Origin of the sequence: Rhizobium sp. N621, from assembly GCF_001664325.1 — a bacterium.
GTDB lineage: Bacteria > Pseudomonadota > Alphaproteobacteria > Rhizobiales > Rhizobiaceae > Rhizobium > Rhizobium esperanzae.
Window position 1 is genome coordinate 3635001 of the sequence record NZ_CP013495.1, and the last position, 13069, is coordinate 3648069.

General features: G+C 61.7%; 10 protein-coding genes (1 of these 10 running past the window's edge). All 10 read left to right on the top strand.

The window, feature by feature from the left end:
• Nucleotides 1–358: the end of a pseudouridine synthase gene (locus tag AMK00_RS17580; protein ID WP_064811228.1), read on the top strand. It extends 446 nt beyond the left edge of the window; only the last 358 of its 804 coding nucleotides appear in the window; its start codon lies off the left edge, out of view; its stop codon occupies nt 356–358.
• Between the two features lie 14 nt (nt 359–372).
• Nucleotides 373–1068, top strand: a complete 696-nt coding sequence (locus tag AMK00_RS17585) for a phosphoribosyltransferase (RefSeq protein ID WP_064806310.1) — start codon at nt 373–375, stop codon at nt 1066–1068.
• Between the two features lie 140 nt (nt 1069–1208).
• Nucleotides 1209–2951 (top strand): SLC13 family permease, encoded by a 1743-nt coding sequence (locus tag AMK00_RS17590; protein ID WP_064811229.1) that lies wholly within the window; start codon nt 1209–1211, stop codon nt 2949–2951.
• Nucleotides 2952–3036: 85 nt separating this feature from the next.
• Entirely contained in the window at nt 3037–3981 is a 945-nt protein-coding gene (locus AMK00_RS17595) for a phosphoribosylaminoimidazolesuccinocarboxamide synthase (protein WP_064811230.1), read from the top strand.
• A gap of 108 nt (nt 3982–4089) precedes the next feature.
• Nucleotides 4090–4692 (top strand): TetR family transcriptional regulator, encoded by a 603-nt coding sequence (locus AMK00_RS17600; RefSeq protein ID WP_064804686.1) that lies wholly within the window; start codon nt 4090–4092, stop codon nt 4690–4692.
• Nucleotides 4693–4850: 158 nt separating this feature from the next.
• Nucleotides 4851–6062 carry an efflux RND transporter periplasmic adaptor subunit gene (locus tag AMK00_RS17605; RefSeq protein WP_064811231.1) on the top strand — a complete coding sequence of 404 codons (1212 nt, stop codon included), beginning with the start codon at nt 4851–4853 and terminating at the stop codon, nt 6060–6062.
• 48 nt (nt 6063–6110) lie between these two features.
• Nucleotides 6111–9221, top strand: a complete 3111-nt coding sequence (locus AMK00_RS17610; protein WP_064811232.1) for an efflux RND transporter permease subunit — start codon at nt 6111–6113, stop codon at nt 9219–9221.
• A gap of 150 nt (nt 9222–9371) precedes the next feature.
• Complete coding sequence (locus tag AMK00_RS17615; RefSeq protein WP_064811233.1) at nt 9372–10808, top strand: efflux transporter outer membrane subunit; 1437 nt, start codon at nt 9372–9374, stop codon at nt 10806–10808.
• 165 nt (nt 10809–10973) lie between these two features.
• Nucleotides 10974–12017, top strand: a complete 1044-nt coding sequence (locus AMK00_RS17620) for a LacI family DNA-binding transcriptional regulator (protein WP_064804694.1) — start codon at nt 10974–10976, stop codon at nt 12015–12017.
• Nucleotide 12018: 1 nt separating this feature from the next.
• Nucleotides 12019–13041: an ABC transporter substrate-binding protein gene (locus tag AMK00_RS17625; protein WP_064811234.1), complete on the top strand. Its 1023-nt coding sequence runs from the start codon at nt 12019–12021 to the stop codon at nt 13039–13041.
• Nucleotides 13042–13069 lie beyond the last annotated feature (28 nt).

The following is a 13069-nucleotide window of genomic DNA, read 5'->3' on the forward strand; positions in this document are numbered from 1 at the left end:
GCTCACGCATGTGACCAAAACCTATCATGTCCAGATCGACCGCCTCATGGAGGACGAGGAAATTGCCGCCATGACATCCGGCATCCGCCATGACGGCGAGTTGCTGACCGCCACCGCCACACGACGCCTGCGCCAGGGTGACAGGAACTCATGGATCGAGGTCGAGCTCGATGAAGGCCGCAATCGCCAGATCCGTCGTATGCTGGAGGCGCTCGGGGCCGAATGCTTGCGCCTTGTGCGGGTCGCAATCGGCGGGCTCGAACTCGGCGAACTCCCAAAAGGCGCCGTGCGTGCGCTGACCGAGGGAGAATTGCAGGGGTTGCGCCGAAGAGCCGGCATGGAAAGGGCGAGACGTTGACCGATGTGTCGGAGATGGCGCCGCATGACTTCTGGCAGGAGATCCATCCGCCCGGCACCTTTCCCGAGGATCGGGAATTCACCACTTTCTATGTCGCCACGCTGGAGGACGGCCGCCAGCTTCGCCTGCCGATACGCGTGTTGGCAGATGGCGATCACGCCCTCGCTTCCCTGATCATCAACCAGGCGAGCTTCGCCGTCCTCGACGCGTTGGCCGACGGTCTCGCCGAAAAGATCAGACCCATGGGCGTCGATGTCATCGCCGGTCTGCCGACGCTCGGCTTGACGCTTGCCGCCGCCGTTGCGCAGAAGCTCGGCCACGGCCGCTACGTCCCTCTCGGCACCTCGCGAAAGTTCTGGTACCGCGACGAACTCTCCGTTCCTCTGTCTTCGATCACCACGCCGACACAGGACAAGCGCCTCTATATCGATCCGCGCATGCTGCCGCTGCTGACCGGACGGCGCGTCGCCCTGATTGACGACGTCATTTCCAGCGGCGCCTCGATCGTCTCGGGCCTTGAGCTGCTGACGGCCTGCGGCATCCAACCCGTCGTTCTCGGCGCGGCCATGCTGCAATCGGAGCGCTGGCGCGACAGCCTCGCAGCCGCCGGGCCGCAATGGGTCGCGCGCATCCGCGGTGTCTTCGCAACGCCCGTGCTGGAGCGGAATGCCGAGGGCCGCTGGCAGGTTTCGGCCCGACCGAAGACATGAGATTGTTCAATCTTTGCCGGCTGGCGCCTCTGTACAGCAGATGAGGAACGACTACAGTCCGCCCAAGGCCTGTCATCCGGAAATCTGCAGCAGTTCCGGTACCGCGACATGCCTCCGTCGATGAAACACCGGATCCGCCCATGTCGTTCGAGCAAGCATCCCTGCTGATCCTTCTGCTGGCGATGCTCGTTCTCTTCTCGCTCGAGCGCATACGCATCGAGGTGACGGCGATTGCCGGCCTGCTCGCCGGCTATGCGCTCGGACTTTATCCGGTCGACCAAATCTTCGCGGGCTTCGCCAGCCCCGTCGTTATCACCGTCATCGAAATCCTGCTGATCGTGCAGGTGCTGGCACGCGCCAAGCTCTTCGACAACCTCGCTGCGCATGTCGCAGCCGCAAGGTCATCGAACTTCAAGGTCATATCAGGCGCTTCCTCGCTTGCCGGCTTTCTTTCCATCTTCATGAACAATATCGGCGCCTTTGCGATCACCCTGCCGGTGGCGCTGCGGCTCGGCGTGGCGCTCTCAATCCCCCGCCGTCAGCTCGTCATGCCCATCTCGTTTGCCGCCTTGCTCGGCGGCCTCGTCTCGCTGATCGGCACGCCGGCCAACCTGCTCGTCAGCGATGCGCTTGCCAGGACGTCCGGTGCGGGTTTTCATTTCTTCGATTTCAGCTATGTCGGGCTGCCAGTCGCAATCGCCGGCATCCTACTCATCGCCGTTCGGGTCCGATACCTGTTCCCGGAACCTGACGCAGTGCCGGCAACGCTCGCCCAGGGCTCGCGTCGCATCGTCATCGAACGTCGCATTCCCAATGCTTCGCCGCTGATCGGCGCACGGCTTTCCGAGTGTCTGACCCGCTTCGGCATCAAACCGCACGCGCTGATCCGTGACGGCAATTTCGTGTTTGGCCCGCTCGACCAGTCGATGATCAGCGCGGGCGACGTGCTGCTTGCCGAAGGCGCCGATGACATCTTTGCCGGCCTTGCCGCCACACAGGCCCTGGTGGCCGATGCCCATCTGAATGGTCGGCCGCCAGATTTCACCCGGGTCGAAACCGTCGTCATGCCCGAAAGCACACTGGTGGGTTCACGCGTCAGCTCACTCGAAGTCTTCCACCATCGCGGCATCGCAGTCACTGCTCTTTCCATGCGCGCACCCCGTATCGAAGGCCGCTTTCTCGATCTGCAACTGTCGATTGGTGATATATTGACGCTGGAAGGGCCGCGTACGGCAATCGCCGAAGCGCTGGAGGAAAGCGAGTGCCTGCCGCTTGCTCCGACAGCTTCAGCCGAACCGGCCCTCCTCTCCTGGCGGCCTTTCGCATTATTTGCCTGCGGCGTCGCGGCATCGGCGGCGGGCCTGCATCCCGAGGTCGCTTTTGCGGGTGTTGTCCTCGTCCTCGCTTTGCTCAATCATCTCAACATCCGCCAGGCGATGGCCGACCTCAACTGGCCGATCATCATCATGCTCGCGGCGATGATTCCGATCGGCCAGGCAGTGGCCGGCACCGGGGCGGCCGAAGCGATTGCCGGCTGGCTGAGCTTCATCGTGCCGGTTAACCATCCGCTTTCCGGCATCGCCCTCATCCTCTTCCTCGCGATGGCGCTGACGCCCTTCGTCAACAACGCGACGGTCGCAATCGTGCTCGCCCCGATCGCACTCGAATTTGCGAGGATCGGGCGGCACACACCGGACGCCTACCTGATCGCGGTCGCCATCGGAGCCTCGCTCGATTTTCTGACGCCCTTCGGCCATCACAACAACACGCTGGCGATGGGCATCGGCGGCTACCGCTTCAGCGACTTCCTGCGGGCCGGCTGGCCGCTTGCCGTTGCAACTTACGGCCTCGCTCTGTTTCTTCTGGCTCTGTTCTGGCTGTGATGCGATACTTCGGCTCGGCTTGACTTCGCCGGTAATGAAACTAGAGCAGGAAGCCATCAGCCAAATACAAGGACAGTCGAGCGCCGTGCGAATCCTCTCCGAAGCCCATTTCCCGGAACTGCCGAACTACTATCGCGGCAAGGTGCGCGAGAATTACGATCTTCCCGACGGACGCCGCATCATCATCAGCACAGATCGGCTGAGTGCTTTCGACCGCATTCTCACCTGTATTCCCTATAAGGGCCAGGTGCTGACGCAGACGGCGCGTTACTGGTTCGAGGCGACGAAGGACATTTGCCCGAACCACGTGCTCGACTATCCCGATCCGAATGTGGTCATCGGCAAGCGGCTCGACATCCTGCCGGTCGAAATCGTCGTGCGCGGTTATCTCGCCGGCACCACCGGCACCTCGATCCTGACCCTCTATAAGAAGGGTGAGCGGGAGATGTACGGGATACGTCTGCCGGACGGCATGCGCGACAATCAGATCCTGCCGGAACCGGTCATCACGCCGACCAGCAAGGAATTCGACGGAGGCCATGACGAACCGCTGACGCCTGCCGAAATCGTCACGCGAGGCCTTCTGACCAGCCGGCAGTGGGAAACCTTGTCGAAATATGCACTCGCGCTCTTTGCCCGCGGCCAGGAAATGGCCGCGAAGCAAGGCCTGATCCTCGTCGATACCAAATATGAATTCGGCACCGATGGCGATGGCAACATCATTCTCGCCGACGAGATTCACACGCCGGACAGCAGCCGCTACTGGCTTGCCGAAACCTATCCGGCAAGTATTGCCGCTGGCAAGCGCCCGGATAGTTTCGACAAGGACTTCGTCCGTGCGTGGGTGGCGGAGCGCTGCGATCCTTATAAGGACGAGATTCCAGAAATCCCCACCGAACTGATCGAGCAAACCTCGGCCGTCTATATCAGGGCCTACGAGGCGATAACCGGCGAGCGCTTTGTTCCAGACAATAGCGGCGAGACGCCGCTTGCCCGTGTCCGCAGCAACCTCGCCCCCTATTTCCCTTGAACAGGCGACGTGCGAAAGCCGCCGGGCCTTGCATCGGCTTGGCAGTTTTCGCTGAATAGCGCTAGCATCGGCAAAAAGGGATACCGGGCGCGGCCCGGCGGGGGACGGATGGTAAGAAGGCCGAGACGCAAGGCCGAGGAAACGCGACAGGACATCCTCTCCATGGCGGAGATGCTGTTTCGCGAACGTGGCTTCGCCGCGGTGTCGATCGCCGATATATCAGGCGCGCTGCACATGTCACCCGCCAACGTCTTCAAGCATTTCCGTTCAAAGGTGGCGCTGGTCGATGCCATCGCCGGACGACATCTCGACAATGCCGCCGAGCGTTTCGTCCCTGTCGACCAAGACATGCCCGCGAAAGAGCAATTGCTCCGCTTCGTCCTGCGCCTGCTGGAGGGCCATCTGCAGGATATCCAGAAAAGCCCTTACATCTTCGAAATGGTGCTCTCGACCATCGAAGCCAAACTCGAAGCTGGCAATCGCTATCGCGCCCGTATCGAGGAGAAAATCGGCGAGATCATCCGCAAAGGCATAGTGGAAGGACGTTATCATTGCCGCGATCCCGAGCGTGCGGCACAGACCGTCGCCGATGTGCTCGCCTGCGTGCTGCACCCTGTCCTCATCGTCCGCGACGACAAGGAGACGCTGGTGCATCGTGCCGAGGAAATCGTCGGCTTCGTCGATGCCGCACTGCAAAATAGCGCTTGCTAAGTGACGGTTGCTGACTTACGTCACTTCGTAAAGCTTTTGTTAGACTCGGGATTATGGCATTTGAGGCCAAGCTCGTCCTGACGCTTATATAAGCCTGCGCTCGGCCTGACCGGGCCCGTGGATCGAACGGCGATTGCCACCGCATGAGGGAATTCAGAATGATTCGGCGTGCCGTCCTCATCTCCTCGGCCCTGCTGGCCGGCGTATTGGTTGGCGCCTGCAGCGACAACGCCGGCAAGCCCGCGGGCAATGCCGGCGCGGGCGCGGCGCAGCAGGCGACCCCCGTTGGCGTGATCGCCCTGACGAAGGCAAGTTTCCCGATCACGACGATCCTTCCTGGCCGCGCCGAAGCCTTCCAGACGGCCGACATCCGGCCGCAGGTGAGCGGCATCATCCGCGAGATCGCCTTTAAGGAAGGCGGCGAGATCAAGAAGGGCGACCTTCTTTATCAGATCGAGGATGCACCCTATATCGCCGCCGTCGAGCAGGCCAAGGCGGCCATCTCCAAGGCCGAGGCGAGCGTGCCGAGCGCTGAAAGCAATCTCGAACGCTACCAGCGCCTCGTGGGCAGCGGCGCCACCCAGATCGAATATGAGACGGCCAGAACGACGCTTCTCCAGGCGAAGGCCGAGGTCGAGTCGGCAAAGGCAGCCCTTTCCGCCGCGCAGATCGACCTTGACCACACGAAGATCGTCGCTCCCTTCGACGGCGTCATCGACCAGACCGCCTATAATGTCGGAAACGTCGTCTCGGCCAACCAATCGACGGCGCTGACGACGATCCGTCAGCTCGATCCAGTCTATATCTCCCTGACGGAATCGAGCACCAACCTCCTGAGGCTGCGCGATGCGATGGCCGCCGGCGATATCAAGGGCGCGGAGAACGTCGCCTTTCACCTGATCCTGGAAGACGGCAAAGAATATAATCAGCAGGGCAAGCTCGACATGTCGAAGCAGGTGGTCAGCGAGACCACGGGCACCTTCATCATCCGTGTGCTCTTTCCCAATCCCGACCGTATCGTCCTGCCCGGCATGTATGTCCGCGCAACCGTCGAACTCGGCGCCGAAACCGGTTATGCGCTGCCGCAGCTGGCGACGAGCCGTGACGCCAACGGCCGACTGACGGCGCAATTCGTTTCCGCCGACGGCAAGGTCGAAACCCGCGCCTTCGAGAACAGCTCGCCGTCCAACAATTCCTGGCTGGTGACCGAAGGCATCAACGATGGCGATCAGCTGATCGTCACCGGTCTGCAGTCGGTCGCGGCGGGCATGCCGGTGAAGCCGGTTCCGATGAAAATCAACGACAATGGCGTGGTCGTGGCTGCCGAGCAGCCCGCGGCCGGTGACGCTGAGAAGCCCGCAGCGAAGTAATCTCTGCGAGCCCGCATCGTCACCGTCTCAGCCGCACAGGAACAACCGATGGCCAAGTTTTTCATCCGACGTCCGATTTTTGCCTGGGTCATTGCGATCACCATCATGCTCGCCGGCCTTCTGGCGATCTTCACCCTGTCGATTTCGCAATATCCCGACATCGCCCCGACGACGGTCCGCATCAACGCCACCTATCGCGGCGCCAGCGCCGAGACTGTCGAGAAATCAGTGACGACGATCATCGAGGACGGCATGACCGGCCTCGACGACCTCACCTACATGACCTCGACCTCGTCGACCGGTTCGGCCAGCATTCAGCTCACCTTCGGCACCAGCATCGATCCCGACATCGCTCAGGTGCAGGTGCAGAACAAGCTGCAGCTGGTTCAATCGCAGCTCCCCGGCGACGTCATCGATGCCGGCATCAGTGTGACGCGCTCGACCTCGAGCATTCTTCTCGTCGGCTCGCTCGTTTCAACCGACGGCAAGCGCAATTCGGTCGATCTCGGCAACATCATGTCGACCTCGATCGAGGACCAGATCCAGCGCCTGGAAGGGGTCGGCAGCATCAACGTCTTCGGTTCCGGATACGCCATGCGTATCTGGCTCGATCCCTTCAAACTCTTGAAATATCAGCTGACGCCAAGCGACGTCACGGCAGCGATCCAGGCGCAGAACACCCAGGTCTCCGTCGGCTCGCTCGGCGCCCAGCCGACGATTCCAGGTCAACAACTCAACGTCACCATCACCGCGCAAAGCCAGCTGACCACCGTCGCCGACTTCGAGCACATCATCCTGAAGGTCGAAAAGGACGGCGCGACCGTGCGCCTGAGCGATGTCTCGCGCATAGAGATCGGCCAGGAAAGCTACGGCGGCAGTTCACGCTACAACGGCCAGCCTTCGAGCGGTTTTGCCGTCAACCTCGCGATCGGCGCCAACGCCATCGATACCGCCGCCCGCGTGCGGTCCGCCCTCGATGTCATCGGCCGCACTCTGCCGGAAGGCGTGAAGATCACCTATCCCTATGACACGACACCCTTCGTGGAATTGTCGATCGAGAAGGTCGTGCATACGCTGATAGAGGCGATTGTGCTCGTCTTCGTGGTGCTGCTCGTCTTCCTGCAGAATCTGCGGGCAACGCTGATCCCGACCATCGCCGTTCCCGTGGTATTGCTCGGCACCTTCGGGGTGCTGGCGGCCACCGGCTATTCGATCAATACCTTGACGATGTTCGCCATGGTTTTGGCCATCGGCCTTCTCGTCGACGATGCGATCGTCGTCGTCGAAAACGTCGAACGCATCATGTCCGAAGAGAAGCTTTCGCCGCTCGAAGCGACGGAAAAATCAATGGGCGAGATCACCGGCGCCATCGTCGGCATTGCGCTCGTCCTGACCGCCGTCTTCATTCCGATGGCCTTCTTCGGCGGTTCGACCGGCATCATCTATCGCCAGTTCTCGATCACCATCGTCTCTGCCATGCTGTTGTCGGCGCTCGTCGCCATCGTGCTGACACCGGCGCTCTGCGCCACGATGCTGAAGCCGGTCAGCGAGCACAGGAAGCACCGCGTCGGCGACTGGTTCAACCGCAACTTCACCCGCTCGACCAACGGCTATGTCAGGACCATCGGCTATCTCTTGAAGCGGCCGATCCGCGTCATGCTGGTCTTCCTTCTCGTCGGCGCCGGCTGCGCCTATCTCTTCACCAGGCTGCCGAGTTCCTTCCTGCCGCAGGAAGATCAGGGCGTGCTGCTGACCATCGTCACGACACCGCCAGGCTCGACGACGCAGCAGACGCAGGCCGTCGTCGAGAAGGTGGAAAACTATTATCGCGAGAATGAGAAGGATGCCGTCGAATCCGTCTTCGGCGCACTCGGCTTCGGCTTCAGCGGCTCCGGCCAGAACAGCGCCATCGTTTTCACCAAGCTCAAGGATTTTTCGCTGCGCACTGATCCAAATCTGAGCGCCCAGTCGGTTGTCAACCGGGCGCTTCGCAGCTTCTTTGCGATGCGCGAGGCACAGGTTTTCGCGCTCCTGCCGCCGGCGATTCAGGGCCTCGGCGTTTCGAGCGGCTTTTCCATGTATCTCGTCGATACCGGCGGCCACGGCAACGACGCACTGACGGCGGCTTCCAAGCGCCTGATCCAGATGGGCAACAGCTCGGGTAAGATCGTGGCGCTACGCAGCAGCAACAAGGAAGTCGAGCCGCAAATGCGCATCGTGCTCGATCAGGAAAAGATCGGCGCCATGGGCGTCGACATCGCCTCTGTCAATTCGATGCTGTCGATCATCTTCACCGGCCGCGACGTCAACGACTTCACGCTGAACGGCGAGATCAAGCCGGTCTATGTCCAGGGCGACGCGCCCTTCCGCATGCAGCCGGACGATCTTAATCACTGGTATGCCCGCAACACGGCCGGCGAGATGGTGCCCTTCTCCGCCTTTACCAAAACCGAATGGGTCAAGGGCGCACCTTCGCTTGCCCGCTTCAACGCCGTCAGCGCGATTCCGCTCGATGGTGCTGCCGCGCCCGGCGTGTCCTCCGGCGATGCCATGAACGAAATGGAAGCGCTGTCCGAGCAACTCGGCGGCGGTTACACGGTCGCCTGGCAGGGCATTTCCTATCAGGAGCGCCTTTCCGGCTCACAGGCGCCGATGCTCTATGCAATCTCGGTTCTCGTCGTCTTCCTCTGCCTGGCAGCGCTTTACGAGAGCTGGTCGATTCCCTTCTCGGTAATCATGGCAGTGCCGGTCGGCGTCCTCGGTGCTCTGGCGGCGGCAACACTCTTCGGCCAGGCCAACGATGTCTATTTCAAGGTCGGCTTGCTCACCACGATCGGCCTGGCGGCGAAGAACGCGATCCTGATCGTCGAATTCGCCAAGGATCGCATGGAAAGCGGCAAGGGGCTTTTCGAAGCGACACTGGAGGCGGCGCGGCTGCGCCTGCGGCCGATCATCATGACATCGCTTGCCTTCATTCTCGGCGTCGTGCCGCTGGCGATCGCTACGGGCGCGGGCTCGGCAGCCCAGAACGCCATCGGCCTCGGCGTTCTCGGCGGCATGCTGTCGGCAACGATGCTCGGAATTTTCTTCGTGCCGTCCTTCTACGTCGTCATTCGACGCATCTTTGCCACACGCGACAAAAATGCGGCAGGAGTGTGATATAAATGCACTGTGATAATGCTGTTTCGATTGCTACATTGCGCCCGACTGCTTCGGTGTGTGTGTTTGTGGTAGGACGAGGCGCGGCTGCGATAGTGAAGCATGAAGCTTCGGACAAGAATTGACTTGCTCGAGTACAGGATGAAATGAATGGTATCTCTTCGTTTTGCCACACCGGCATTATTGTTATTACTGTCGGGCTGCGTTGTTGGCCCGGATCATGCTCCTCCTGAAATGCCGCTGCCCGCCAAATTCGGAGAAGGCGGCACGAAAAGTGTAGGTGACGTTGCTACCGCAGCCTGGTGGACCGCCTTCAACGACCCCAAACTGAATGGCTATGTCCATGCCGGCCTCGATCAGAACCTGACGGTTCAGCAGGCGATCGAACGCATCAATGCGGCCTCTGCAAACGTCACCACCGCCGGCGCAGGCGCCCTGCCGAACCTGAATGTCGGCGCTTCGCACACGGTCAGCGGTCAGAAGGGCGAGCTGCGCTCGCAGTTCGACACACGCAACACCAGTGCCGGCGAAGTCCAGCTGACCTGGCTGCTCGATCTCTTCGGCCTCTACAAGCGCAGCACCGAAAGTGCTCTCGCCTCGCTTGATTCCGCATACGCATCCGCTGACGTCGCCAAGCTGACCCTCGTGCAGGATCTCGTCTCGAGCTATATCGATGTTCGCTATTATCAGCAGCGCCTGGCGCTTTCGAAGGCCAACCTGAAGTCCCGTCAGGAAACCTACGAACTGACCAAGTTCCAGCTTGAAGCCGGCGCCGCCTCGCGCCTGGACGTCGTGCAGGCCGAAGGCCTCGTACAGTCGACGCTCGCCGAAATTCCCGGCCTCGAAACCAACATCCGTATATCAGCCCATCACATCGCCACGCTGCTTGGCCTGCCGGCCTCGGCCCTCGTCGACGAGCTGCTGAAGGGTCGCGGTCAGCCGGTCTTCCGTGGCGGCATCAACTCGGGCATCCCGGCGGACCTGATCCGTAACCGTCCCGACATTCGCGTCGCCGAGCGTGATCTCGCCGCCGCAACGGCCAATATCGGTGTTGCCGAGGCGCAGCTCTATCCGAGCATTTCGCTCAGCGGCTCGATCTCGCCGTCCTACATCAACCAGCGCGGCATCCATGGCGACCTGACCCCCTGGTCCTTCGGCCCGACCCTCAACCTGCCGATCTTCGATGGTGGCCGTCTGCGCGCCAACGTCAAGTCGGCGCAGTCCACTGCCGCAACCGCCTATCTCAACTGGAAGTCGACTGTGCTGACCGCTGTCGAACAGGTCGAGAACGCACTCGCCGCTGTCCGCCGCGACGCCCGCACGGTCGCGGCCCTACAGGCTCAGGTGAAGACCACGCAGGAAACCCTCGAACTGTCGACCGCGTCCTACAAGGACGGCGCCTCCTCGCTGCTCGACGTTCTCGATGCGCAGCGCCAGGTCTCGCTTGCCCAGGCAAGCCTTGCCCAGGCCGTCCAGCAGATGGCCAAGGACTACGTCTCGCTGAACATTGCGGTCGGGGGCGGCTACGCGCCCGGCGGCAAGACCACAGCAACGGTGACGCCGGCGCTGGCAAAGGCCAAGAGCTGATCGGCATTTCGCCTTCCTGGAAATACAAAACCCCGCGATCGCCTCGCGGGGTTTTTTCATGCCGGACAAATCCCGGAATAATCGCACACCGAACGAATTTGGATTCGACAAGCAGAAACGGCTGCTATAGGACTGATTAAACGATTAATCAGAATATTCCTGACCATGGCTTCATCGCGCTCCGGACCGAACCTCAGCAGGATAGCGACCTCGCTCGGCGTCTCCATTGCCACGGTCTCGAATGCGCTTTCCGGTAAAGGCCGGGTCTCGGGGCAGCTGGTCGAACGGATCCGCGAACATGCCGCTGAACTGGGCTATGTCCCGAGCCAGGCCGGCCGCGCGCTCAGGACCGGCCGCAGCGGCGTGCTCGGCCTGGTTTTGCCCGATATCGCCAACCCTCTGTTCCCGAAGATCGCACAGGCGATCGAATTTGCCGCCTCCGCCGCCGGTTACGGCGTGCTGATCGCCGACTCCCGCGGCGATGCTGCCGCCCAGACCGAGGCGATCAATCGTCTCGTCGAACGCGGCGTCGACGGCATGGTCATTATTCCCCGCCGCGCCACCCGCATTTCGTCCGCCGCCTGCCCAGTCGCTCTCATCGACACCCCCTCGACGCCAGGCAACACCGTTTCCGCCGACCATTGGCAGGGTGGCCGCGAAATCGCTCTCCATCTCGCGGACCTCGGCCACCAGCGCATCCTCATCATCGGCAACAACCAGGAATCCAGCGTTCAGAACGACCGCGCCGACGGGATTCGCGCCGGTATGCACGCGGGCATGCATGCCGAAACGCTGTGGATCGGGAAAGTGGAGCAGGATGGCGGCAGCGGCTGTCCGCTCGGCCTTGCCGAAAAGGTGCGGGAGGGTTTTACCGCTTTCGCGGCTCTTTCCGATCTGCAGGCATTGCGCGCGCTGACCGAGCTGCAGCAGGCCGGCATCAGCGTTCCCGGCGATGCCAGCGTCACCGGCTTCGACGACCTCATCTGGTCGCCTGTTGTCACACCGTCGCTGACGACGGTCAGGATGGACATGGATAGAATTGCCGGGATTGCCGTGTCGGCGCTGGCCGATACCATCAGAAAAAACCGCGCCCGGGAAGGCGTGCTCGTTACCGCGGACATCGAACGCGTCGCGATGCAGCTGATTGTCCGCCAATCGTCCGGGCCCGCGAGCCCGGCACCAAAAACCTCAGAGATGGAGAACATGTAAGATGAAAAAAGCTCTCATGGCGTCGGCGGCGCTCGCCGCACTGTGGCCGTTTGCCGCCTCCGCAGCCGAACGGACGCTGACCATTTCCGTCTACGCCTTCGCGCAAGACGACTTCAAGACGCTGGTCTATGATCCGTTCGAAGCCCAATGCGGCTGCAAGGTGGTGGTCGAGACCGGCAACAGCGTCGAGCGGCTGGCCAAGATGGAGGCGAACAAGGCCAATCCCGTGGTCGATCTCGCCGCCGTTTCGATGGCGGACGCGCTTGCGGCATCGCGCGCCGGCCTGACCGACAAGATCGATACGACGAAACTTGCCAATTTCGACAAGCTCTACGACGTCGCCAAGGATCCCAACGGCGACGGCATGAGCGTCGGCTATACTTTCTATGCCACGTCGATCGCCTATCGTTCCGACAAGATGAAGATCGAGTCCTGGGCCGATCTTCTGAAGCCGGAATATGTCGGCCATGTCGCCTTCCCGAATGTCACCACCAATCAGGGCCCGCCGGCGCTCTATATGCTGGGCCTGTCGCTCGGCAAAGATACGCCTGATCTGCAAGGCCCGATCGCGGCGCTGGGCGAGAAGAAGGACGACATCGTCACCTTCTACGAAAAGTCCTCGCAGCTCGTGCAGCTCATGCAGCAGGAGGAAATCTGGGCAGCCCCCATCGGCCGTTTCTCTTGGGCCCGCTTCACCAAGCTCGACCTTCCCGTCGCCTGGGCAACGCCGAAGGAGGGACAGACCGGCGGCATGAACGTGCTGGTGTTGACCAAGGGTTCGAAAAACCAGGATCTCGCCATGCAGTTCATGGATTTCTGGCTTTCGACCGAGATCCAGACCAAGCTCGCCGAAAAGGTGATCGATAGCCCCGCCAATAGCGAGGTCAAGCTTTCCGAAGCTGCCGCCGGCAACCTCACCTATGGCGAGGAAACGGCCAAGAGCCTCAAGCTGATCCCTTCCGCCATCGCCCTCGACAACCGCGCCGGTTGGCTGAAGACCTGGAACGAGAAGGTCGGCCAGTAGAGCCCGCATGAACCCGCCCCGGCCGCTC